Raw genomic sequence first — 25,979 nt, forward strand, 5'->3', positions numbered from 1 at the left:
ATGAAGCCAGCCCCGCACAGAAATGAGCGGGGCTGGCTTCAATTTTGCACATACTTGAACCGAAGTAGGCATTTCTCCTTTCCATGTATTTGGCACTCATATCTGTATATCTGTCATCTGATCTATTATGGGTATGTTATGCTGTCATATTTTGCATAATGACAATGATATCCAGAATATGATAAGGTTTGTTCGTTCCGTGTCCAATGGATTTTGTCCGTTTAGAGTGGACAATAAACGAAAATAACATCTGTGGGTGATAACAGCATGAACATGAAAAAACTTGGCTTACTTCCGAAAATCCTTATAGCCATTTTGCTCGGCATTGCGCTCGGATCGTTCTCACCGGAATGGCTGGTTGCCGGATTAGCTACCTTTAGCGGGTTATTTGGAAACTTTCTTGGGTTTGCCATACCTTTAATTATCATCGGATTCATTGCTCCCGGGATCGGGGAGCTGGGAAGAGGAGCCGGTCGCCTGCTGGGCGTAACCACGGGCCTTGCTTATCTCTCCACCATAATCGCGGGACTGCTGGCATTCTTGGCAGCGACGCTATTGTATCCGTATATGTTGGAGGTTGGCGGTCTGGTTAATTCCTACACCAATCCGGAAGAGGCGCTGCTGGAACCCTTTTTTAAAGTTGACATGCCGCCTGTATTCGGGGTGATGACTGCCCTGCTCCTTGCCTTTACGCTGGGGCTGGGAGCGGCTGTAATCAAGGGGCAAGCCTTGCAGAAGGTCATGGTTGATTTCCGCGAGATTGTTGAGAAACTGATTGCCTCGATCATCATTCCGCTGCTGCCATATCATATTCTCTGCGTGTTTGCTAACTTAACCTATGGCGGGCAAGTGACCATGATCCTGTCGGTATTCGCCAAAGTATTTATTATGATCATTGTCCTGCATGTGCTGTTCCTGATCATACAATACTTGGTTGCTGGTCAAGTCGCGCATAAGAATCCGTTTGCCATGCTGAAGAATATGCTGCCAGCTTATTTTACGGCGATAGGTACGCAGTCTTCTGCCGCTGCCATCCCGGTTACGCTGCGCCAAACCAAGCTGAACGGAGTCAGTGGGAAGGTCGCTGATTTTGTCATCCCTCTATGCGCAACTATTCATCTATCCGGCAGCACGATTACGCTGGTATGCTGCTCGATGGCCGTCATGCTGCTGACAGGGATGCCGACATCCCTTGGCATGATGTTCCCTTTCATTCTGATGCTGGGGATTACGATGGTTGCTGCTCCCGGAGTTCCCGGAGGCGCCGTTATGGCGGCACTCGGCTTGTTGGAGTCCATGCTGGGCTTCGATACGACGCTAACGTCGCTCATGATCGCCCTCTATATTGCGCAAGACAGCTTCGGAACGGCTTGTAATGTAACCGGAGATGGAGCTATCGCCGTGATTACGGACCGCGTGAGCAAATCTGAGCCTGCGTGAATAACGTAAGCACAGATTACTACTTTACATCGCGAATGTATCAGAATCCAGCACCCTATATGAGTTCAGGAGAAGCCTGCCCATTCCTAAGAGATGGGCAGGCTTCTTATTGATTTTTTCTGTACGATCGTCCTAAAATATAATCATTAATACTAAAAATAAAACGGATGACCAAAAGGAAATGTCGTTTATTGAGAAGGCTCGCCGTGCGCAGATCGTGGCATGCGCGATCGAAACCATTGCCGAGGTCGGTTATGCCCAAGCTTCGATAGGTCAAATCGCCAAGCGTGCCAACGTTAGCAAAGGGGTGATTTCCTATCATTTTGCGGGCAAGGATGATCTCCTGGAGCAGGTGGTGACGGAGTATTATATCGCCTATGAGTCCTTTATGCAGCCGATTCTGCGTAGCGAAGCCTCTCCGAGAAACAGGCTCAAGAAGTATATTGAAGCGAATTTGGAGTTTATCGCGAAGCATCGGAAGATGGTTTTTGCCGTTGTGGAAATCGTGACGGGCATGTGGACAAAGGAGGGGAAACCTCGTTTTTCGGCGGATACGGATGAAGGTGTGGTTCAACCAATCGAGGCGATTCTGCATGCAGGGGCGAAAGAAGGAACCTTTCGAGAATTCACCCCGTTATCCTCCCGAGTCATGGCGCTCGCTATCCGGCATGCCATCGATGGATTCAGCCTGGAATTGATGAGAAACCCCGATCTTCACATAAAGGCATATGTGGAGGAGCTGATTACGATCTTTGATCACGCCACGCGCAAATAAGAACGCTCCCAAGGAGGTGAAAGCATATTGATTTATTATGAGGTGGAATGCTTTTGCTGCAAGAAGACATTTCGGCTGTACGAAGGAAGCATGGGATATAAAAATTTCAAGGAAAACCAGAAAGGGAAATATTCCTGCGAGTCATGCAATCACAGCGTACGGCTGGAGGCGATTTTTAATCTCCTTAGGAAATAAGAAGGAAGAAAAACAATAAAAAGATTGAGCTCGTGAACTGTTTGAATGGGGGGAGTCAAACGACGCCTACAGTTAGACGTACAGTGCGCAAGACTAGCGAGTGTCGGCTGAACCGACACTCTTTTTTGCATACTTTTGCAGATCTATGCATCGCTAGGGAATTTTCGACTGAGTCGTTACTCCACATAAAGAGTACCTGGAACCTTTTCTAAGTTATTTAAATTGAAGTGGAATGACTATCTAACAAATGACGAAGAGGTTGACCTATGTCTAAGATACTTGTACCTACTGATTGAGGTGCTGCAGGCAGTGTCGGATCAATTCGACAGGGCCTCTGATCAGCTGGAAGCGAACAAAAACACGCTGAATCAACAGATTCAGATGCTGACGTCGTGTTGGGATGGGACGACATGTTCGAGATTTTATTATGAGTTCGAGCAGGCTTATCGCGACATGAAATTGACGATCGAGCATATGCAGCTGACCAGTCAGGAATTGAAGAGAATTGCCTATAAATTCATGCAGGTGGACAATGAGCAGGGCCAATTAGATCCCAGATGTGCGGCTCCACAGATCTTAAACCCTGCAGGGACGAGCAATGTCCACTATGGTAAGGCCATTGAGGTAAAGTCGTTTGGTGACCAACTTAAAGATCTGGGTGATGAAGCCAAAGACTTCGCGAAAGGTGCGAAATCGGGGGCCGCCGAGATGTGGGGGGCGGTTGAAGATAAGACAAACGCCTTGGTCGAAGACCCGATCGGAACCGGTAAACAGATGGCTTACGATGTTACAATAGGGACTGCCGAGGAGGTCTTGAATACGACCATATGGGGTGCCAAAATGGCATTTGACGTTGGCGACACCCGAGAGAAATTCGATGAAAGGATACAGGCCGAGCAAGAGCGAATGAATGAGATGGGGAAATCAGCCTATCTAGGGCAGCAGGGAGCCATGGCTTTAGGCGCTTTTGCTCTTAACCGGATTGGGATAAAGAACATGCCCAATCTCATGCCTGATTCGGGGGGAGATGGGGGTAAGGGTCAGGGAGCTGACATTAAGGCCAATCCGAATGGTACTATAGTTAAGGATGGAAATAAAACGATATATACGAATCCAGCAGGTAATGAACTAACTTGGGTTGATCAACATCCCAAAAATATTAATCGTGATATTGATAATGCATTACAAAGTTCAAACGTGGGTAAAGCAACCGAAGCAAAGGTTGCGGATTTTGTAAGAAAAGAAGTCGAAGTAAAAGGATTTGGACAAAAAGTCTTAAAGGATAATGGTGAATCTGCTGGTGATTTAGATGTGGTTACTAATAATGCAATTATAGAAGTTAAGGCATCAATTAAATCAGTAAAAGAAGATCAATTTAATAAACTAATTGACGCTGGTCAAGATAACTTCTTTAATTCAGATCATAAAAAGGTTATTTTGTATATTGATAAGCCGATGAATAATCTTAGGCCAGAGCACAAGACCATGCTTGAAGAAATAGAATCTAAAGGTGTTATTATTGTTAATTCATTAGTTGATTTAAAGGAGGTTATAAAATAAAGTGGGAACTTCTGCTTCTATATTAATGAGCCCCCAAAAGTATACGCCTGATCGACTATTAGCGGATACTATAATTTCTGCTTATCATGCTGATGTCATGTTGAACTTTCATAATAGTAAAAATTATGCTAACAATGGGCAGCTGCTATCTACAACATTGAATATCAACGATAAAAATGTGCGAGATAATAATTACTCATTTATACTTTATGTGGACGCAATAGATAATCCCAACCTTAATTTTTTCTATTATGAAGATGTTGGTTTAGAACCTGATAAGAAGTTATATCAAGTTGGAACTATTGAAGAAATTTTCGGTGTTGAAGAATTAGTATTCCGATTTATATATGAATATCTTAAATTGAATCCTGATGATTATTTCTGGGTTGCTGAATATGATTGGGTTTATAGTTGGGGAGATATGCAAAAAATGAAATCACTACCATATGATCCTGATTGGTGTTATAAGAATCCTAATACGATATAGTCATTGGGGATTTTCTTGCGAAAGTTCATTTATAAAGAATAAGTTCGTGGATCGTGTTAATGGGAGATAAAAAAGTTTATTTGAGAATCTACAGTGTTATGAACATTGCGAGTACCGAGTGTCGGCTGAACCGACACTCTTTTTGCATGCTTTTGCAGATCTATGCATCGCTAGGGAATTTTCGACTGAGTCGTTACTCCACATAAAGAGGACCTTGGAACCTTTTCCAGTTATTTGAAATCAAGTAGAATGACTATCTAACAAAATGACGAAGAGGTTGACCAATGTCCAAGATACTTGTACCTCCTGAGGTGCTGTTGGCTGTGTCGGATCAATTCGACAGGGCCTCTGATCAGCTGGAAGCGAAGACTTTAAAACCATGAGAGGATGAAATGAAATGTATGAGTATCATGGATGGGCAACCATTAGAGAGAGTTCCTCATTTGAAGATGATGAGGAAAAGTACTCGTTGATTGTTCAAGATATTCGAAAGTATTTCGATGAGATAGAGTGGCCCTCCGGAGTATTGGATTTAAGAGCAGTAAATGGTGATTATCAAGTTTGGATAGCAGGCCTTAATAATCACAAACCTGTGACAAAGCATAATCCAATTGAGGTTTTAAGGAAGATTGGGGAGCTGGCTCCAGGATCATATGGTGTTCTGTATATAAGAGATAGTGACGATGCAGAACTTTTCAATGAATTCAAGGTCTACACTTTAATTCGCGGAGAAATCATGGAGCATAATGATCCTTTTCTATCCCCATTTATACCTAAAATAGAGGATGCTTACGAGGATTAACACAATTAAGGAATAGCTTACAGATGACACGCTTTATGTATGTTTTGAGGGAAAGTGATGTTGAAAGTATCCTGATTGGTGTTATACGAAGCAGATATAGTCTAAAATAAAGAAGTTGAAACTGTTGATCACACTGGAAAACCAATTGGTGAATTAGATGAGATAGACTTGAATAATGGTATTTTCTATGAAGATAAAGCAGCTAAGGGATTGGGTAAAGGGGTGTACGATGCGCAAACACATTCACATTCGAATGTGTTTTTATTTTCTGTAAATATGGTTGCAACTCTAGTTAATTTACATTTTTTTGTGCAATATTAACTCTAGGAGAATATTACCCTAATATTTCCGGTTTACTATAAAATAGGAACTTATATTGTTTTGCGGACCATATTCTGAAAATGACGATAACTAGGAGGAATCATAGTGAAGAAGCTACTACCAAGTATTATGGCAGCATCTATTGTTTTCAATGCAGGTGCTTTTTCAGGATCAGCTCAAGCAAAACTGGATGAACATCTATTCTCCAAAGATCCAGGTCTTGCTTTTGATGTCATCAGTGACATTCAAGGGGATTACAATGACTTTAAGCATGTACTTAACGATATGAAACAGGTAAACCCTGCTTCGAAAGCATTAATCGTGAACGGTGATATTACGGACCGAGGTTGGGATTTTGAATATCAAGCCGTACAACAGGTGTTAGATCATAATCCTCATCCAGAACATGTTTGGTACAGCATAGGAAATCACGAGTTTTATAAACCGAAATGGGCAGCACCGAACAAATTAGCGCAAAACACGTGGCCGAATAATACGCCGGAATCCGAAATGCTCCAAAATTTTTATAACTTTACTGGCGAGGAGAAAGTCTACCATAAAAAAGAGTTAGACGGATATCCGTTCCTTTTCTTAGGAACCGAAAAATATATGCACTACCATGATGCGTCTTTGTGGGATGAGGTTTATCTTAGCGATGAGCAGCTTGATTGGTTAAAGCAGAATCTTGAGGAATATTCCAAGAACGATCCAAATAAACCGATCTTCCTCTTTAGTCATCATATCCTCAAGGACAGTATTTCAGGCTCTAATCAATCGCCGTATACAGGTGATTACTTAGACCAGGCTAAATTAGAAGCGATCTTAAAGGATTACCCGCAAGTCATTCTTTTTACAAGCCACAGCCACTGGGATCTGAATCTTCCGGATTGGGCAGGTAAAAAGGTAGTAGAAGGTGGAGATCAACGTGGTTTTACTGTTGTGAACACAGCTGGGATTCAGGCGGGCTGGGCATCGGCAGGGCCTAATGGTGGTGAAGTGTCGACGGGCAATGATTTTAAACAGGGACTTCAGGTTGAAGTGAACGGAAATGATGTAAAGATCAAAGCGTATGATTATAAAACAGATAAAGTCATTAAAGAGCTGGGTGTGCATCATGGTACGGTTGCTCAATTACCACCTCATGTTAAAGCCGATGATGAAAAAAATGAACTCATTGGTGCTACCCAATACATGGAATACTCTGTGAATGGGAATGGGAATGGTCGCTGGGTTGACTATGATCCTAAGAACCCTCCGAAATTTGAAGGAAACCAAAATGTATTCGTTCGCCATAAAGGTGAAATGAACCTGGAAGATGGATTATCTAAAAAGGTGACTTTCAAAAAATAATGTTGAAAAGAAAGAACAGAGCGTTGATTCTATCAACGCTCTGTTCTTTGGGTACACCAATGTCGTTAAGCCCTCTGAATGATTTTTTTATCCTCGATTTCATATACGGTATCGGCTACATTCTCTATCAAACGGATATCGTGCGATATGAAAATGATCGTTCCAGCATAGTTCTTCATCAATTGTTCCAGCGCTTCCACTGCAGGGAGATCCAGAAAATTGCTGGGTTCATCCATCAACAGGATGTTATATCTCCCTAACAACAGTTTGGCAAGCTGCAATTTCATGAGTTCTCCGCCGCTTAAAACGGATAAATCCTTGCGAACATCTTGCTGAGAAAATCCCATGGATGCCAAGACAGCGCGAATTTCCGATACCTCATAATCACAGTTTTCTAACATGAACTCCATAACACCCTGATCACGGTCAAACTTGTAACCCGTTTGGGCAAAATAGCCGATTTCCGCTTTAGGGGATACGGAAATACCATGCTCACGGTGGAGAATCATCTTGAAGAGCGTCGTTTTACCTGATCCGTTCGCGCCGGTGATCACGATCTTGGCACCTAATGGAAACTGGAAGGAAGCCTTCTCGAATATCGCCTTGCCCTCAAACTGTTTGCAAATCTCTTTCCCGGTGATCGGAAACGGATGATGAAGCTCTAAAGCTTTGCTTTGCCGAAAACGGATGGATCGCATGGCTTCAGGAGGTTTCACATCACCGAGCGCTTCGATTCGGTGCTCCATATGTTTAGCGGCATTATGGAGCTTTTTTTGTTTGCTGCCCGTTGATTTTTGATGAGCCAGGCGGCCGCCGCTATCGGAGCTGTTTTTTCGCGATGCGCCCTTGGCCTTTTGATCCACCTTCCGAGCTTGATTGTGCTTTTCAGTAATGGCTTTCTCTAGCCGCTCCCGTTCAGCAGTAAACTGCTTATATTTTGCAGCCTGGCTATGCCGTTCCTCTTCCTTCTGGCGCAGGTAATCGGAATATCCGCCCCAGTACTCCGTGATTTTCCCCTCATTCAACTCCCAGATCTTATCAACGACCTGGTCAAGGAAATAACGGTCGTGGCTGATGATGAGTAATGCGCCCGAATAATATTTAAGCTGGTGGATCAAAAAGTCTATGCCATCTCGATCCAGGTGACACGTCGGTTCATCGGCAAAGATTCCGTGCACCTCACCGGACAGGGCCTGTGCTATTTTTAGCCGTGTTTCTTCACCGCCGCTCATAATCTCCGCTTCGAAGCTTTCAATTCCCAGCTTGCCGATTAAAGCGTAGTCCTTGATCTCTTGCACCATGACATCATCCAACTGGGGAATATAACTGAAGTTGCCTTCCCGAATAAGTTTACCATGGGACAAAGGAATTTCCCCCAGCAGCACTTTTAGCAGTGTGCTTTTTCCTGCTCCGTTCGCGCCAACCAGACCGATTCGGTCATAGTCGTAAAGCTCCAGTTCGTCAATGTCCAGAACATCGCGCCCCGAATATTCCACCAAAATATCTTTTGCTTTTATCAATAATTCCATCATTATTGCCTCCTTCAAAAATCGCAGTTTTCTGTTCGCAGGATCGCCTGCGATTGAAGAAGAGAGGTTTAAATAAAGAAGTACCAATGGATGGATCTCATAAGAATTGCCCCTTTTCATATTTACTTGTCTAAATTTCGGATAGACGGAAGCAGCACGCATAGAACTGCAATTCCTATGATGCACACCCCAGATAACATAAACCACGTATGAATTCCAATTCGATCTGCAAAAATACCCGACACGATTAATCCGATCGGCATGGCGAAGGACATCATGCTGCCCAATAAGCCGAATACACGCCCTAAATACTCAGGTTGAATTTTCTCTTGGATCAGAGCCATCTGTACGCCATTGTAAAATGGACTTGAAAAGCCCATCAACGCACTGCACAGAACGAAGATCAGGAAGCCGTGGATCGGCAGCAGGCCGGATATGAACAAAGCAATTCCCATCAACGATATGGAAAAAATGATGCTCATCGCTCGGTTCTTGAAGCCGCCCCACACACTAAGCAACAAGCTGCCAATCAACATTCCAGCGGCAAAGACGATTTCTACGATCGAAGCGTGGGTTGCCGTCCCGCCAAAATAACTCATGCTCATTAAGGGAAACAATGCATTGATTGGCATGAAGACAAACATATATAGCGCACCAATCCATAGCAATGAAAATAACCCCTTAGATTCCCGGAAAATACGAAATCCTTCTTTTGCTTCCTCGAAAAACTTCCCTTTCACATCTTCGACCAGCCTAACTTGCTTCGGAATAGCAATCATCGCCACAGTGATGCTGGCAATCAATGCACCCAATACATCCATGGCAATAATGGCGTTTAATTCCCATGTTGCATATAGGAAAGCTCCAATAGCTGGGCTCAGAATATAACTTACAGATTGTACCGATTGGCTGTAACCAGCGCATTTCGTTAATTGATCTTCCGGTACCAGTAAAGGCGTTACGGCACTCAAAGCAGGCGTGTGAAAAGCCGTTCCGATACTACGGACAAACAATACGATCATCACGACCCATACCGGCAGCTCGATGAAGAGTGCGACCATGGCCAAGGCAGCACCAGCGGCTGCAACCATGAGGTCTGCACCGATCATAACCATTTTTCGATTCCAACGGTCAACCAAAACACCGATCATGGTTCCCAACACGGCCTGAGGTAAAAAACCAACCATGGTCGCCATGGAGAGCACCATAGCTGATCCTGTAGTCTCGGTTAGGTGCCAAATGATGGCCATTTGAAGGACGGCACTCGTAATTAGTGAAACCGCCTGACCTGTCCATATCGTAAAGAAATTTCGCTTCCAATTTTGTTGTATCATGTCTATACTCCCTGTATTTTTTATTGTCCGGCTGTTTTTGGCAATAAAAAATACAGATCCGAGTCCACAACGGGGCTTAAATCTGCATGGATAATGAGAGAAGATGGCGATATAAAGGCATAGCAAAAAAAAGCTATCCGGATCGCGATCTATGTCTACATACGCAGGAAATAAGCAGCTCAAAAAAAGCCCACATTTGTGGTTGGAAAATCCGCTTTTTTATTGCCAGCTTATCTTATACGCATGGAATGTAACATAGATAACGAGCCTCCTCATAAATGATACGTTGAATGATAACATTGGCTGCCACACCTGTCAATAAAATAGTTGCAAAGGGAAGACCGGATATTCCAATCAAAATTGATGTTGATTTTACAGCACCCCAAAGACGATCATTACCCCTAAAACCCCCACGTTCTCCCAGCTACCCCCTTCGTAAAACGATCACAAAAAAAGGCCAACCAGAAGATTCTGGCTAACCTGATGCTACGAAAACTCCTGTAAAATCAGGAGTTAGTTATCGTATTGAATGTCGACCCAAAAGAATTGCATAGGGAAGAAAGATAGACATCTTTCGTAATGACATCTTTTGTATTGTTCATTTTTTATTTCCGGTATAACTCTTTAAGGATGTTTAATCCTTTTAATTGGTTTTCTTCATCCTGCTGTAAAAGCAGCGAGTTAATTTCTAATATGATCTCATTATCTTTTTTACCTAATGACATAAAGTCAAAGAAGTCGAGCCTAAGAGCTGTTGTAATCTTTTCGAGGGTTTGCACGGTGAAATTGCCTTCTCCTCTTTCCAGCCTGCCTATATAACTAAAGGAGGAACCAATTTTCTCGGCAAGCTCCTCTTGAGTAAGATTTTGACTTTTTCTAATTTCTCGAATGATAATGCCCAATCTCTCTGCAATCGATTTATCCATATATGATCGACTCCTCTTATATAAGAAGTGTAGACAAAAGGTAGTTAATATTGGAGTCACTAAAAGATTCATTATATATTAATTATTGTCCTTAAAAGATTCATGTGATAAATTGTAAATATATTCAAATGTAGTAGCGGATGATTCCCCGAGGTACTTCCTAAACAAAGTGGGTTTTGTGCGGGAAGATAGATTTTTGCTTTAATTGACAGGTGTTAAATTAATCTATACTATTACTATTATTATAGTGATATACTAAATTATGGATGTTCCGAATGCGGATATTCTTATTGGAGGTTGTTGAATTGATACATACAACCACGATACGATCAGAATTGGATTTTTACCTGAAAAAGACGGGATTAACTATAAATCAATTTGCGGAACAATCAAAAATTAACTCAGGGACGTTAAGCACTATTATTAAGGGTGTACGCCCCATTGCTATGCAGCAATTAGATCGAATGGTATCGGCGATGGGACTTCCCGAAGGCAGCTTTTATGAGCTGTATGCGGATGAATGTTTTGCTTATCCGCTGAATTGGAGAAGACTAAAGCCGTTTTTGTACCGCTGTGCCGAACTGGATAAGCTGGAGTTAATTCAGAAGGTTGTTCGATACATGACGGATAACCTAGCTTATGTGCCGATGCTTTTTGACACAGCAGAGGATTTGTTTCATCAGGGTAAAAATTCAGCTGCCGCAATTATTTTTGAATCAGTAGCCGAAAGTGAGAAATATCAACATTCTGAACGGTTAGCCATATGCCATTATCGACTGTTTACGATCTCATTAGGTCATGATCAGGAAAAAAATCTTCGGGCAGCCACCAAATTTGAGGGATTCGTCGAGCGTTTAGATGAAGTGGATCAACTTGATGCGTTGAAGGATTTGGCTAATACATATCTATCACTTCGGCAATGGGGTAAAGTCGACGAAATGGCAGAAGAGATGGGCAAAAAGGCGACGATTCAGTATAAATTTTATCAAACCAGTAGATATGGGATACATAATAAACCTAAGCAACCGTTGTTTTTGTATATCATATACTCGCATTTACTGCGTTCAGCTGTTTGTGACGAACGAGGTGAATACGAGGAAGCGTTAAAGTATGTTTCATTATATGCCGATTTGAGTTGGGTCAGGGAGGATACAGCGGAAGCTCTCCGTCTCAAAGAAGAATTTGCCATGCTTGCTGTTGTGAATACATGTTTATATCAGCTTATGATGGGACAAGTTGAAGTTCTGCCACAGTATGTAAATTATATTGAATCAAGAGAGGCTGAGATTCTTCCTGCATTAATCAAGATTGTTCAAGCAGCTAATAAATATAATTTTGATATAGATTTTATACTTAAGAAATTTAAAAGCCAGATCTCTGCTTTTGCAGTGAAACAAGCCGATATTGGAACATATACCTACCAAGTGGTGGCCGATCGGTATACACGTTTCTTAAGCGAGTTATCCCTTTATTACTTGCGTAATCAGCGATATGATATAGGTATTAACAACTTGCTAGATTGCTTGGCATCAGCCATTGAAATTCACAACGATAATGCTATTCTTAATTGTGTACGAACGTTTGAGCAATTTAGACATGTTACATCTGTTGAAGCACAGAATAGATATAATATTCTAATTAGCGAGGTGCCTATGAAATGAAAAGAAAAATTGTGTTATGGTTAGTTGCCTTGATTGTCACCATGTCTATTAGTGTTCCGTTACATACCACTGAGCCACTTCTTGTTCAACATAATACTCATGGTTCTGGAGGATATTGAGATTTAAGCTGGAAAATACGCAAGAATATTCCCAACAGTGATGCATATCCACAGAAACGGGATGGATTCTGTGAGATTTATTCGTAAGTGACTAAGCAAGCATTTGGGAGAATAGGAAGGGGTAACTGGTGATCAAACCGGTTACCCCTTTTATTTAGTATTTCCATTTAAACTGAAACAGGTTCTTTTATTCTCATACTGTCACTTTGACGATATTCCATTGCAGCCATGGTGGTTATGAATTCTACAGTTGGGTCGATACTATGAACGATATTTTGAAGATCCTCCACACTCGCGTAGAAGAACTCTTTTCGTAGATTAACTTTGTTTACACGTTGAGTTTCCAGAGTCTGATGAAGTTGCTGTTCAAGGCCAACGGCATCGTCACTGAATACCAGTGCATGTACATCGAATTTAAACGGAACAGAAGCGTCACCTAATTCGTCTACCCGCTCCAACGGATCTAACCGGCGAGTCATCCCTACCTTAAACATGTTGTCACCGAAGGACCCTAAGTTTGAAATGACATAGACATACCCAGCTTTGCCATTTGCTCGTTTGATAACTTCTTCCTTTTTTTCCTCAAGTCTATCAAATTGTTCTTCGAGTTCTTTTAGCCTGGCTTCAAGAGCTTCGATTTTGATTATGTCCGTCTCTTTATTAAGTAATTCCCTGTTTTTAGCCATCTCTTGGAGATATTTCTCTTCTTCTTTTTCGATTTTTTTACGTTCTTCTTCTAATAGTCGTTTTTCCTCTGCTTCCTGCCTCATCATTTCACGGATTCGACGTTGTTCTTCTTTTTCTAACTCTTTCTGCATATAATACTTGTATTCAATTCTTATTGCGATCTCAAAAAGAGGCTCAAGTTCGGATAAGAAGCGGGTGATAGTTGGCAGAATACTCGCATTACCATTGGCTGCGATTCTTAGATATTTCTCTATTAATGTTTTTGAGTTTTCAAGAGCGGTATCGAGATTGCTATAACTTAAGGTATACAATATATTCTGTAACTCAGCTTGCAAGCCAATGACCATTAGTTCATATATTGTTGCATTTGCTTTTGTGTTATAACGCGATTGATAGGATGCTAACAAATTACGGATATCTTTATAATTGGCATTCATCTCTGATTTTAAAATCTTAGAATTTTTATGATGGAGCTCCAACTGCACAATCGGTTCAAGCAATCCTTCTTCCTTCAAGGATTCTTCAAAGGTACCCATATGCATCTCAATAACTGAGTAGTCAATTGCGGATGGGAACTGCTCCATAAGATGTTTAATGCCAAGGAGCTCGGCTTTATGTTTCTTTGCCGTTTTGGCATACCTATTGATCTCTTTATTGGTCTTTGATAGAGATTCTTCTGCTTGCAGTACCTCATTTGTGAGCTGATCCTTTTTGTCGATAAGCTCAATGATGTCTTTTTTTGAGTCCTCGAGTAGATTAGCAGCTGTTTTTTTTGATTCTTCCAGAATTAATGAAGCTTCCTCCTTTGCTGCTCTGATGATCTCAACTCCTCGATCTTCAATAGCAATTCGAAGCGGGGCCACAGTATCTTCAATGACTTGTTCAAGTTTGGCAGTCTTGGATTCCACTGCTTTAAGTTGTCTTTGTTTTTCTTGCAGCAGCTGATCTTTCTCCAGTAATGACTTATCTAATCTAAATAACTCTTTGATTTTTTTAAACATAAATCCTCCAGATTAATAATGTTGATATAAAAAAGTTCAGTCTTTAATATGCAGCGGATTAGTTGCTGCACTATTAGACTGAACCGTAGATGTTGAAGTTTGAGGCTGTGTCATATGAACATATGTAGAAAAAAATAATCAAGATATAGTTCTAGGGTCTGAGTAGTTAACACATAGAAAGTATAATAGTTATTGGTGAATATTGTCAAACTATGATATTAAAAATATATACCTAATATTGGATGACTATCAAGATGGGTATCTACTTTTATCAAATGTACATACATGACAACAATTCCTATCAGCTGTTTGTCGATTTTCCACTAAAGTCAATAGTGAATTTTGTGTGATCAGAGGAATATCAGGTCGATTAATTGAATAAGTCTATAGAACTATATCATAGTTTCATTGTAATAGGGAGGATAAGGAGCGACAAGATGTGGTCAGAGATATCAAAATTAATAGGTGCTAATCCTATTACTACTTTAGTAATTATTATTGCGGGTACATCGACTATTTGGATGTACAAAGAGTTCAAGGAAATGATTAATCAGAATAACAAGGCGAAGATCAATAATATTAACGAGAAAATAAGGGTATATAGTCAATTACAAGCGAGTACCGCAGGCCTACTTCATGATAAGGGGCACAGAGAATTAAAACTTAGCCTTATTAATAAAATTGGAGATTTTAGTCCCTTCTTAAGTGAAGATGTTCGGCGAGTAGTAATGGACTATCACAGATATGGAGATCCGGCCTATTTGGAAACAATGCTAGCCTTTATTGAAGTGGATGTGAGGAAGTTAGAGGAAGATAAAAAAAGACTATCTGAATATGACAGCACTACCGATGTTGAAGGTTTTATTAAGAGATTATCGGATCCTTTCAAACCGATCATGATGATATGGCTTCTTCTATGGTTCTTGTTGCTGGGCTACATTAAGTATCAATCTCAAGACACTTGGTATTCTAAATTGTTTGTAGGATCTTTTTTTACTTCAATTTTTGTAAGCGCAATAGCAATACTAGCAGTTATAACTCTGATAAAGAGTAACGTTAGGGATAAGGGAAGGACATTTAAGTGGTTTTTATTTGGATATATAATACTTTCACCAGTTTTAATTTTCATTTATGAAGGTCTATCAATTTTGTCTTTAGTCACTCAAATCGTCAGCTTTTATCTACTGATAAGAATACAGAAGAACAAAAAGAATATGATCATCACCTTTGACTAACTAGTTCACATACTTTCTTTTAATATCGCATATAACATTTTCAGTGAAATTTAGAGTGTTCCAAATTTACAAAGCATATGTGATCCCCTTTATTTGTATTTACCTATCATTCACTACCAATACTCTATCGGTAAATTCTGGATCAATATTAAGGGGGAATGGATAAAGGTAAAAAGTGCGCCTAAATCCAAGGTGGAAAATCATATTTTATCAAAATTAACTGCACCCTCCATGAGTCTATGGAATTACTGTGACATTCAATCGAAGACCTCTCACCTCAACAAAACACAACCCCAACCCAAAAAAACAAAGAGGCTGTCATGACATAACTTCTATAATGGAGGTTATTAGACGGTTCTGGCCGATGGCCGGCCAGCGAGGAGGGCGTGTATGAAGCGGGACGAATACATGGATGGGGCCGGTTTGGTGCAGGAAAGGTCCAATGTTCTCGCAAGCAATAAGCTGCAAAATGATCATGATCGTAACCGTCGGATAGCCTGGTGGCGGGAAGCTCGCTTTGGGCTGTTCGTGCATTGGGGGCCTTATTCGATGCTGGGCGGGAAGTGGAACGGCCAACGGGTGGATGCAAATTATGCGGAGCATATCCAGCTCAGGGGGAAGATTCCGGTGGCCGAGTATGCGGAGGCAGCGGCCGGGATGAACCCGGAGGCTTTTGATGCACATGAATGGGTAGCGCTGGCCAAGCGGTCCGGGGCAAAATATATGATCGTGACGGCGAAGCATCATGATGGGTTTGCGATGTACGATTCCAAGGTCAGCGAGTATTCGATTACTCGCCACGCTCATTTTCCAAGGGATCCGATCAAGGAGCTGGCAGAGGTCTGTGAAGCGCAGGGGATTCGCCTTGGAATCTACTATTCCCATGCCATGGACTGGCATCACCCGGATTCGCAGGGGAACACGCTGGATTACCCGGATAACATCGGCGCGTGGGATTTGCTGGAGGAATGGATCGACGATGACGATAAGCGGGAACGCTTTGAGCGTTACCTTCACGAGAAAGCGCTTCCTCAAGTAGAGGAGCTGCTGACCGATTACGGTCCGATTGGTTTGATGTGGTTTGATTGCGGTCATAAGATCAGCGACGAGCATGCCGTGTGGTTCCATGATCGGGTACGCCGGCTGCAGCCGGATTGCTTGATTAACAAGCGGCTGCGGGATGACCGGTTTGCGGATTACGGCAATCCGCATGATAACCAGCTCCGGTTCCATCCGGTGCAGTCGGACTGGGAATCGATTCATACGCTGAATGATTCCTGGGGGTTCCGTTATGACGATGCCAACTGGAAGAGTCCGGATGAACTGATCGAACAGCTGCTGCGCGTGGCAGCTGCGAACGGCAATCTGGTACTGAATATCGGGCCGCTCGGAAGCGGAGCGATTGACGGTACGTCGAGACGCCTGCTGGAGACGGTGGGCAGCTTTTTGGAGCGGAACGGCGAAGCGATATACGGCACGAGCGGCAGTCCGATCGGTAAGCCCCAGTGGGGTTATTGTACATGGAAGCCGGATGAGAAACTCTTGTACCTGCTGGTGAGAGAATGGCCGCAGGATGGTTTACTGGTACTGCCCGGTATCGCTAGCGGAGTTCAGTATGCGCGCCCTATCGGAACGAGAGCGAAGGAAGACAACCTGCCGATCCGGCAGCTTGGGACATGGGATTGGCAGATTGATGTGCGTTCGGTACCTCAGGACGCCTATGCGACGGTGATCAAGCTGAAGCTGGATGGAGCGTTGGAGACGAATCTCACTCCAAGGTTTATATCCCAGATGGCGAATACGTTCTGGGCTTATGATGGTGTTATCGAGGGCGATGGTCTGCGATACGATAACGGAAAACGTGGTCATGACGGCGTGACCAGTTGGACCACATCTTCTGCGGCTGTTCAATGGACGTTTCGATCGGAGGAAGAGACGCCGATTCTCTGCCGGGTCATGGTCACTTATTCAGCAGGAGCCGATCAGGCTGGTGGACGGTTTGAATTGTCCCTGAATGAACGGAAGCTCGCTTATACCGTTTGCGATACGGGTGGCGACGGATGCTGGAGAGAATTTGAAATGGGTCAACTGGCCATTCTCTCGGCAGGCGTACACCGTCTTGAAGTACGGGGGCTATCGCTGGTATCGGATTCCTTAATGAATTTGCGCAAGGTTACGCTACTACCCGTGAAGAGGAGTGAGGATTCATGAACATCGTATTTGCTCCTGCACCGGTTGCAGGAGGCTTTCGAATGCCGGGTTATTGGATATGGTGCGGCAGCGTCATCAAGGGTGAGGACGGACGGTACCATATGTTTGCTTCACGCTGGCCGAAATCCTTGCCCATGCATCCCGGCTGGCTTGCGGCCTCGGAGATCGTCCGGGCGGTCTCCGACCATCCTGCCGGACCGTATGTATACGAGGAGACGTTACTTGGGGCCAGATCGCCGGCCTATTGGGACGGATGCAGCGTGCACAATCCGCATATCGTGAAGGTGGACGGTACGTACGTGCTTTATTATATGGGCACGACGTTTCCGTTTCCGCTGCCTGAAGAAGGTGAGCCGCTGCTTCCGAATGATCCGCTCGTCGTGGTTGCCAGGGCGAACAAACGGATCGGCGTGGCGACTGCCCCTTCCGTAACCGGCCCGTGGACTCGAAGGGATCATCCGGTTCTGCTGCCCCGCCCGAATTATTTTGACAGCTTCTTGGTGTCTAATCCGGCCCCCTGTGTTCATGAGGATGGTTCGGTGAAGCTCATCTATAAATCCCGTCCCTATGAAGGGCATTCCTATGGCAACATGCAGCTGGGTTTGGCCTGCTCGGAATCGGTATACGGGCCTTTCGCCCGTCAGCCTGAACCGCTGTTTCCCCCATCCATTCATATTGAAGATCCCTTCGTTTGGCGCACGGCTCGCGGGTACGAGATGATTGCCAAGGACATGGACGGCTCTATCTGCGGAGAGCGTTATAGCGGAGTCCATGCTTGGTCGGCGAACGGGGAACAGTGGGAGATGACAACCCAACCAGGAGAACCGGTTTACTCTCGCAGAGTACGGTGGGATGATGGCTCGGAACGGCTAATGGGTAACCTCGAACGGCCGTTTTTACTCATGGAGGACGGTCGTCCAGCCTGGATGTTTGCCGCGACCTCGGACGGAACCAACGGATTTCACGACTGTACGGAGACCTGGAATATGGCGATTCCGATTCGGGAGATCGTGGAGAACGACGACGAGTAAGAGCAAAACGTATCCGAAACGGGGCATCACATAAAAAGATCCTGAAGCGGATGTATTCTTGTATCCCATGAATCGCTATTTAGGGGGGAATTATAAACTTAAATATATAGCGCGATCCATATTGTTGGGGAAGCCCCGATCATTGGAAGCATGCGCGGTGCAGCGGCCATGCCCGTGTACGGTTGCGTGTACACCCCTTGCAAGCCCTTTTGCTTACCGTGGCCGGATAGACCATGCTAGCAGCAGGGCTTTTTTTCTCTGTTCCGCCTCAAATCCCCCATTTTTAAGTGCGTGTTCAAAAAGGTCGATTTTCAGCACCGAGAAGGTTGGATGAAGCTAGGGACGTCAGGAGCGGAGCGTACGTTTTGGGTACGTGAGCACCGGAAGGCCCGGCTGAATTCAAGATTCGATGCCGAGCTGCTTCCTGATTCGCTTCGTGATCAAAAGCGGACTTTTTGAACAACCTCTTATACACAATCGTAAAAAAACACATCGACAAACAAATGCCGCCATTGTTGGTATGGACCTCCGCTTATACGATGAATACGAAGGAAAACTTACAACGGGAGGTCCTTATGGCGAACATCAACCCAAGCACGCGGCTAACACCGTCAGCGCGGAGCCGGGAATGGTTATCCAGCTTTCGCAAGTACAAGGCGATATACCTCATCTCGATTCCGGGCATCCTCTATTTTCTGGTATTTAAATATGTCCCTTTATTCGGCAGCGCCATGGCATTTCAGGAGTACAACTTATTCAAAGGCATATGGGAAAGCCCATGGGTGGGGCTGGATCAGTTCTACCGAATGTTTCAGTACGAGGAGTTTCTGCGGATCTTCTGGAACACCCTGCTGATCGGGATGTACAGCATTGTATTTGCGTTTCCGGTACCGATCCTTCTGGCCTTGCTGTTAAACGAGATTCGTCTTGTCCTGTACAAGCGGGTGCTGCAGACGGTCATTTACATGCCCCACTTTCTGTCCTGGGTCATTATCGGGGGGATTGCGGTAGGCATTCTGTCTCCGACCACGGGGATCATTAATCAGATTCTGATGTGGGTGGGACTTGAACCGATTTACTTCCTTGGCGAGGAGAGCTATATTCGCAGAATTCTGATCGGATCCGGCATTTGGAAGGAAGCTGGCTGGGGAACGATTATTTATTTGGCGGCGCTGGCCGGGATCAACCCGGATCTGTATGAAGCTGCACGCGTAGATGGCGCGAACCGGTGGCGCCAGACTCTGGCGATAACGATTCCGTCGATTCTGCCCACGATTATGATTCTGTTCCTGCTGAACATCGGCAATTTCCTCGATTTCGGGTTTGAACGCGTGTTTGTGTTCCTGAATGCCTTGAACGAGAATAAAGGCGACATTCTGGATACGTACATTTATCGCGTTGGTCTTCTCGGACAGCAGTACAGCTACACCACGGCCATCGGGCTGTTCAAATCCCTCATCGGGCTGCTGCTCATCGTGGGCGGAAACGCCATAAGCCGCAAAACGACCGGAAATTCCTTATACTAGGCAGGTGACCAAAACATGATAAAACGATCAAAAGGCGAATCCGTATTCGAAGTTTTCAACCATATCTTTCTGGCGGTTGTGTCGGCTGCCATGATATTCCCAATTCTGCATGTTGCGGCGCAATCGCTTAGCAGCGATGTGGCCATTTCGCGGGGAGACGTCGGCCTGTGGCCGGTTGAGTTCACACTCTCCAACTATGCAATCGTCTTGAACGATACTTCCGTATGGCGCTCCTTTATGATCAGCGTATTCGTGACCGTCGTGGGGACCGGGATCAACCTGATCGCAACGGCCTCGCTGGCCTATCCGCTATCGCGCAGTGAATATCGGGGACGAAAAGTCATCCTTATGCTCGTGCTGGTTACTTTTATTTTCAGTGCGCCCCTGATTCCGAATTATCTGCTCATTAAAACGCTGAACATGCTGGATACGGTATGGGCCCTGATCATTCCGGGCGCGATCAGCGCGTACAACCTGTTCATCATGCGCTCGTTCTTCATGAATCTGCCGAACGAAATTATTGATTCGGCCCGGATCGACGGGTGCGGGGAGCTGCGGATCATATCGAGCATCGTGCTGCCTTTGTCCAAGCCGGTCATGGCGACGATGGGGTTGTTTTACGCTGTTGCGCATTGGAATTCGTACTCGTCGGCTCTATACTATATCAATAGCCGTCAGCTGTTTCCGCTCCAGGTTCGTCTGAGGGAGATCGTCATAACCGATCAGATGGGAGAGATGGACACCACGTTTGAAAATCTGGCGAATATGTCCCCGGAGGGCATCAAGATGGCCACGATTGTGATCGCTACGCTGCCGATCATCCTGGTTTACCCGTTCCTGCAGAAATATTTTATTAAGGGCATGCTCATCGGTTCGATCAAATCTTGATCGTAAAAGAACACAATCCCATAATAAGAACGCCAATACTGCATATGAGGGTTATGAGCTACGATGAAATGGATTAAACGAAAGCGCTTACCTCATGAATGAGCCACTTGTCTATTTTTTCGTGAAAAAGGGGAGAGGTTGATGAAAAAAAGTTGGACGGTCTTACTGATCAGCGTCATGGTGATGTCACTGCTCGCGGGGTGCGGGGGAAAAGCGGAAGAGGGAGCTGTCAGTCCCAAGCCGGAAGAAACGAAGCAAGGCACAGACTCCAGCAAGCTGGCCTTCTCGATTTCTTTTTCCACGGGCGGCAACACCTACATCGAATCGTCACCCGATATCAATAAGGACAAATGGGTGCTGAAGCTGGAGGGGATGACGAACACGGATCTCGATATTCGCTTGATGTCCCACAAGGAATTTGATCAGAAGATGAGTCTGATGTTTGCAGGCAACGAAATCCCGGACGTTGTGGGCAATATGCGGGGAGGTCCAACGACAGGGTCCATGTCAGGCTCGGTGGAAGCCGGGGTGTTCATGCCGCTGGATGACCTCCTTAAGGAGCATGCTCCGAACTTGATGAAAATGGTCACTCCGGCAGCGTGGGAGGAAGTATCCTATAACGGCAAAATCTACGGCATCCCGGCCTGGCTGGAAAATCCGTCCCGCCGTGCCACTTTCATTCGCACGGATCTGATGGAGAAGGCCGGCATCAAGGAAGCGCCTAAAACCGTGGAAGAGTACCTGGATATGCTGCGTGCCTTTAAGAAGCTGGGTGTAGAGCACCCATACCAGTACCGTGAGGGCTTTAAATATGCGGATACTTTCCTTGGGGCATACGATGTGCTGCCGTTCCAGTTCATGGAGCTAGATGGGGAGGTCGTACCGAAGTTCTTCGATGTCGAGAACATGACTAAGGCGCTTCAGACGTATAAGACGATGTACGATGAGGGTCTAATCCCGAAGGATTTCGCTTCGCTCTCTCAGGAGGATTACGGACGCAATATCAATGCCGGCAAATCCGGGATGTGGGCCTCCAACGGCGAGGGACTGATCGGGTTCCGCACCAAGCTGAAGGAAGTGGATCCTTCGATGAAGGTGGATATTTACCCGTCCCCGACCGGACCGGACGGCAAGGGCGGACTCGGCTTATACAGCTCGGTATCGACCACGTATTATATCAATAACAAGGTTGGTAAGGAGAAAGCCGTCGAAATCATTAAATTCCTGGATTGGATGCTGACGGAGGAAGCCGATATGTTCTTCTCCTTCGGGATTGAGGGCGAGAATTACACGATGGAGAACGGGAATGTCAACTATAAGTGGCCTGTGACCAAACAAGAGGTCGATGAGGCGGGCTTCCGGGCCAACCAGCTGTGGTTCGTTCATGAGCTAACTTACAACAAGAAGCAGACGGCCCTTACCGAGGATGGTCAGGACGTGATCAAGGCGTTCAGCGATGTGCTGGGCAATGAAGGCCGCGGCGGCATTACGTTCATGGCCAATCTGAACAGCTTCTCCAAGTTCCCGGATTTGGCTTCGACCGGTGATACGGGACCTAAATTCATCCTGGACAGCATGGTGAAGATGATTTACGGCAAGCAGCCGATCACCGATTGGCCGAAGGTGCTGGAGGAATACCGGGCCAAGGGCGGGGATGAGATCATCAAGGAAGCGACGGAGCGCTGGAAGAACAAAGAGAATGTGGTAGACCGTACGAGATAACATCCAAGATAGGAAGCAGGGCATCTCCTGTTTGTCCCTTAAATCGTGTACAATAGATCCAATATGTAAGCGTTTAAACAAAAATGAGCGAAGGATGAAAAATCAAGGTATCCGCCGGTCTTACCATCACAGGTATCCGCCGCGGATACCTTATTGTTCCATTCGATGTTTGCCTCATACTTATTCTTTTACATACAGGAGGCTAAAATGATATGCGGTTGCTTATTGCTGACGACGAACCTGTAATCCGAAGAGGGCTGGTCAAGATGGCGGAGACCTACCGTCTGCAGTTTGATGCCATCGACACGGCCGTGAATGGTGAGCATGCGCTCTCCCTGATCAAGGAATTCGAGCCGGATGTACTGCTGACCGATATTCGCATGCCACGTATGGGCGGGTTGGAGCTGTGTCAGGAGCTTCATGAGCAGTACGGGCACATTCAAATAATCGTTATATCGGGTTATGGCGAATTCCAATATGCGCAGCAATGTCTGGCTTACGGGGTTAAGCATTATCTGCTAAAGCCGGTCACTGGCGTAGTGCTGCACCAAACGTTTGACGCGATTGTCAAACACCGCAATAAAGGTATTGTATCGCTGGCTTCCTATGTCGATTGGATTGAAAATATCGGGCAGGAGATCTGGATGCTGCAGACTGAACAGCTCGATCGGCTGTTGCTCGATTGGAGGGCGCATCTGCAGGCGGCGGGACTCAGTGTTCCACAGCTTCAGCAGCTGCTGGATGATGCGGTGGGCATGATTTTCCGACGTCTCGTCTCGAAGGGGTACATGGAGGTTTCGGTAATTGAACCCATCGGTCACCACACGGTGCAGGAGCAGCTGTTGAACGAGTTTGAGCTGAGGGTCAAGCAGATGACCGCCGATCTGGTAACGCAGCGGTGGGGGAATTTCAAGAACCCGCTGGATGAAGTGAAATCGTATATCGACACGCATCTGTCCGAGGAGATCACCCTTGAGGAAGTGGCGGAAATGGCCGGTTATACGCCGACGTATTTTAGCGCGATGTTTAAGAAGATGACGGGCGATACTTTTGTAAGGTACCGGATTCACCGGCGAATGGAGCGGGCGAAGGAGTTGCTGGCCCTGCCGCATATGCGGATCATCGACGTGGCGGCTAATGTCGGCTACGAGGATTATCCCCATTTTACGAAAATGTTCAAGAAGGTAACGGGACATACGCCGACGGAATATCGGACGATGCTGGGCTTTAACGGATGAAAAATAAACTGTACCGCAAGTTGTTTCTGTACTTTGTATCCATTATTGTGCTGACTACCTTGTTGATCGGCATCGTTACCTACACGCGCTCATCAGCTGAGCTGGACCGCCAGCTGGACCGGCATATGTCGCAAATCGTACAGAATGCCTTGAACCATACCGATCTGTACATTAAATCCTACGACCGCACGATGATCTCCTTATTGACCAACCGGGAATTGAAGAAATTCGTGGATTTGCCTAACCCGGCGGACCATTACGAGTACTATCAAATCAGCTCGACGATCAAGGATACGGTATTCCGTCCCCTCATGGATCGGGGGCCCGAGCTGCTGACCATGTATCTCCTGTCTTACAACGGAAATGCCACGTACAGCTTCGGCTCTGATTTTACCGCTCCGGTATTCAGTGCAGAGGAGAAGGCGAAGCAGCTGACGGACCTCCGCAATACGACGAAGGATGAAAGCGGTCTCATGATTCATACGGAGAGCATTATACCAGGACGCAGCGGCAGCGTGGTACGCATGACAAGACTGATCAAGGGTCTATCCTCCACTGCGGAAAAAGGGGTGCTCGCCATGGAAGTGCGTTCCCAGGAGTTATCCTCCCTCTGGAAGGGAATTGATCTTGGCGAACGCGGATACTTCTATATCGCGGATGCCAGCGGCCAAGTAGTCTACCAGCCTGAGGGGCTGGTGCATAACGCCTCGTCTCCGGCCAAGGACCCGAAGCTGACTGCCGCCATTATGAGCGCAGACGAGGAATCCTTCAGATATACGACGGCCGATGGAGAGCAGAGGGTGTTTATGACGCGGATGTCTCCCTATTCCGGATGGCGTCTGGTGGCTTCGATGCCGCTGGAGGAGTGGCGCAAGCCGATTGCCAGCATTCGTTCTACGGTCTGGACGATCGGCTTGATCAGCCTCATTGCCGCTTGTCTGCTTGCTTACCGCTTTACCCGGTCCATTACGCAGCCCGTCCAGACGATTATCCGCGGGATGCGCCAGACGGAGCAGGGGCGGTGGATTCCCTTGGAGCTTCCTAAACGCGAGGACGAGCTGACGGAAATGATGCAGCGGTACAATCTGATGGTGACCCGGCTGTCGGAATTAATCGAGCGGGTATACGAGACCGAGCTGCAGCAGCAGAAAACGATTATCGAACGGCAGAAGGCCGAATTCCAGGCGCTTCAGCTCCAGATCAATCCGCATTTTATGTACAACACGCTGGAGACCATCGTATGTTATGCCGAGGTCGAAGGTTCATCGGAGATTACTGAAATGGTGTCCTCGCTTGGCTTTATGATGCGGTATTCCTTGCTGACGTCGCTGGAGGAAATCACGATCGCGAATGAGCTCAAGCATGTGTTGAACTACATGACGATCATGAAGCATCGGCACGACCTGGAGTTCGATCTTCGGGTGGAGGTACCCCATGAGCTGCTTCTATATAAAATGGTGCGATTGACGCTCCAACCCTTAATCGAAAATGCATTCCAGCATGCCTTTCCGGACGGAATCGAAGCATCGCAGTACATCATGATCTCTGCCGGATGCGATGATGATTCCTTCTGGGTCAGCGTGACGGATAACGGCATCGGCATGACGGATGAGCAGCTGCGCGAGGTTGCGGCACGGCTGTCCTATGAGTACAACCACGTGAATCATGTGCCTGAATCCTCCCTGAACCTCAGTGGTACCGGAGGCATCGGCCTGCTGAATGTGCATCGGCGGATTCAGTTGGTATTCGGCGAGACCTACGGACTCCGTGTGACCTCGGCAGGCGAGGGAACGGGAACCACTATCCGCATGGTCATGCCACGTCCGCCGCGGGCATAATGCAAGGCCTGCTTCCGGATTGGAGGACAGGCCTTGCATTTGTGTAGAGATGTGAAAGGTTAACCTTCGGAGACTTATCCTCCTTATCTCCAAGAATGATTGG

19 protein-coding genes are annotated in these 25,979 nt (G+C 45.7%); 15 read left to right on the plus strand and 4 right to left on the minus strand.

The window, feature by feature from the left end; all coding sequences use genetic code 11:
• Positions 1 to 273 precede the first annotated feature (273 nt).
• From MKX98_RS06170 to MKX98_RS06195, 6 genes are all read left to right on the plus strand, one after another.
• Complete coding sequence (locus tag MKX98_RS06170; RefSeq protein ID WP_339224331.1) at positions 274 to 1,440, plus strand: dicarboxylate/amino acid:cation symporter; 1,167 nt, start codon at positions 274 to 276, stop codon at positions 1,438 to 1,440.
• Positions 1,441 to 1,621: 181 nt separating this feature from the next.
• Entirely contained in the window at positions 1,622 to 2,215 is a 594-nt protein-coding gene (locus MKX98_RS06175; protein ID WP_339222083.1) for a TetR/AcrR family transcriptional regulator, read from the plus strand.
• A gap of 504 nt (positions 2,216 to 2,719) precedes the next feature.
• Positions 2,720 to 3,970: a WXG100 family type VII secretion target gene (locus tag MKX98_RS06180; protein ID WP_339222085.1), complete on the plus strand. Its 1,251-nt coding sequence runs from the start codon at positions 2,720 to 2,722 to the stop codon at positions 3,968 to 3,970.
• 1 nt (position 3,971) lies between these two features.
• Positions 3,972 to 4,457, plus strand: a complete 486-nt coding sequence (locus tag MKX98_RS06185; protein ID WP_339222087.1) for a hypothetical protein — start codon at positions 3,972 to 3,974, stop codon at positions 4,455 to 4,457.
• Between the two features lie 397 nt (positions 4,458 to 4,854).
• Positions 4,855 to 5,259, plus strand: coding sequence for an Imm7 family immunity protein (locus MKX98_RS06190; RefSeq protein WP_339222089.1), 405 nt, complete (start codon positions 4,855 to 4,857; stop codon positions 5,257 to 5,259).
• A gap of 426 nt (positions 5,260 to 5,685) precedes the next feature.
• Positions 5,686 to 6,930, plus strand: a complete 1,245-nt coding sequence (locus tag MKX98_RS06195; protein ID WP_339222091.1) for a DUF4073 domain-containing protein — start codon at positions 5,686 to 5,688, stop codon at positions 6,928 to 6,930.
• Positions 6,931 to 6,995: 65 nt separating this feature from the next.
• Here the strand turns inward: MKX98_RS06195 and MKX98_RS06200 are convergent, their stop codons facing one another.
• From MKX98_RS06200 to MKX98_RS06210, 3 genes are all read right to left on the minus strand, one after another.
• Positions 6,996 to 8,459 carry an Msr family ABC-F type ribosomal protection protein gene (locus MKX98_RS06200; protein ID WP_339224333.1) on the minus strand — a complete coding sequence of 488 codons (1,464 nt, stop codon included), beginning with the start codon at positions 8,457 to 8,459 and terminating at the stop codon, positions 6,996 to 6,998.
• A 122-nt stretch (positions 8,460 to 8,581) separates the two neighbouring features.
• Entirely contained in the window at positions 8,582 to 9,793 is a 1,212-nt protein-coding gene (locus tag MKX98_RS06205; protein ID WP_339222093.1) for an MFS transporter, read from the minus strand.
• Between the two features lie 605 nt (positions 9,794 to 10,398).
• The gene (locus MKX98_RS06210) at positions 10,399 to 10,719 is read right to left on the minus strand and encodes a helix-turn-helix transcriptional regulator (RefSeq protein ID WP_216533142.1); all 321 of its coding nucleotides are present in this window, start codon (positions 10,717 to 10,719) and stop codon (positions 10,399 to 10,401) included.
• A 305-nt stretch (positions 10,720 to 11,024) separates the two neighbouring features.
• Here MKX98_RS06210 and MKX98_RS06215 point away from each other — a divergent pair, with 305 nt between their 5' ends.
• On the plus strand, positions 11,025 to 12,380 hold the full coding sequence (locus tag MKX98_RS06215) for a helix-turn-helix transcriptional regulator (protein ID WP_339222096.1): 1,356 nt from the start codon (positions 11,025 to 11,027) through the stop codon (positions 12,378 to 12,380).
• Positions 12,381 to 12,666: 286 nt separating this feature from the next.
• On the opposite strand, the gene MKX98_RS06220 is transcribed toward MKX98_RS06215, so the two are convergent.
• A complete protein-coding gene (locus tag MKX98_RS06220; RefSeq protein WP_339222097.1) occupies positions 12,667 to 14,187 on the minus strand; it encodes a GIY-YIG nuclease family protein in 1,521 nt (506 codons plus the stop codon).
• 437 nt (positions 14,188 to 14,624) lie between these two features.
• Here MKX98_RS06220 and MKX98_RS06225 point away from each other — a divergent pair, with 437 nt between their 5' ends.
• The 8 genes from MKX98_RS06225 (at position 14,625) to MKX98_RS06260 (ending at position 25,876) form a co-directional block, all read left to right on the plus strand.
• Entirely contained in the window at positions 14,625 to 15,422 is a 798-nt protein-coding gene (locus MKX98_RS06225) for a hypothetical protein (RefSeq protein ID WP_339222099.1), read from the plus strand.
• A 390-nt stretch (positions 15,423 to 15,812) separates the two neighbouring features.
• Positions 15,813 to 17,633, plus strand: a complete 1,821-nt coding sequence (locus MKX98_RS06230) for an alpha-L-fucosidase (protein WP_339222101.1) — start codon at positions 15,813 to 15,815, stop codon at positions 17,631 to 17,633.
• Positions 17,630 to 18,664 carry a glycoside hydrolase family protein gene (locus MKX98_RS06235; protein ID WP_339222103.1) on the plus strand — a complete coding sequence of 345 codons (1,035 nt, stop codon included), beginning with the start codon at positions 17,630 to 17,632 and terminating at the stop codon, positions 18,662 to 18,664. Before MKX98_RS06230 ends, MKX98_RS06235 begins: the two co-directional genes overlap by 4 nt.
• Before the next feature lie 575 nt (positions 18,665 to 19,239).
• Positions 19,240 to 20,190 carry an ABC transporter permease subunit gene (locus MKX98_RS06240; protein WP_339222105.1) on the plus strand — a complete coding sequence of 317 codons (951 nt, stop codon included), beginning with the start codon at positions 19,240 to 19,242 and terminating at the stop codon, positions 20,188 to 20,190.
• A gap of 15 nt (positions 20,191 to 20,205) precedes the next feature.
• Positions 20,206 to 21,078, plus strand: coding sequence for a carbohydrate ABC transporter permease (locus tag MKX98_RS06245; RefSeq protein WP_339222107.1), 873 nt, complete (start codon positions 20,206 to 20,208; stop codon positions 21,076 to 21,078).
• Positions 21,079 to 21,219: 141 nt separating this feature from the next.
• Positions 21,220 to 22,800 carry an extracellular solute-binding protein gene (locus MKX98_RS06250; protein WP_339222109.1) on the plus strand — a complete coding sequence of 527 codons (1,581 nt, stop codon included), beginning with the start codon at positions 21,220 to 21,222 and terminating at the stop codon, positions 22,798 to 22,800.
• 212 nt (positions 22,801 to 23,012) lie between these two features.
• Positions 23,013 to 24,038: a response regulator gene (locus MKX98_RS06255; protein WP_071221295.1), complete on the plus strand. Its 1,026-nt coding sequence runs from the start codon at positions 23,013 to 23,015 to the stop codon at positions 24,036 to 24,038.
• The gene (locus tag MKX98_RS06260) at positions 24,035 to 25,876 is read left to right on the plus strand and encodes a sensor histidine kinase (RefSeq protein ID WP_339222111.1); all 1,842 of its coding nucleotides are present in this window, start codon (positions 24,035 to 24,037) and stop codon (positions 25,874 to 25,876) included. Before MKX98_RS06255 ends, MKX98_RS06260 begins: the two co-directional genes overlap by 4 nt.
• Positions 25,877 to 25,979 lie beyond the last annotated feature (103 nt).

The sequence above is a fragment of the Paenibacillus sp. FSL W7-1332 genome (genome assembly GCF_037969785.1).
Taxonomy (GTDB): Bacteria; Bacillota; Bacilli; order Paenibacillales; family Paenibacillaceae; genus Paenibacillus_AQ.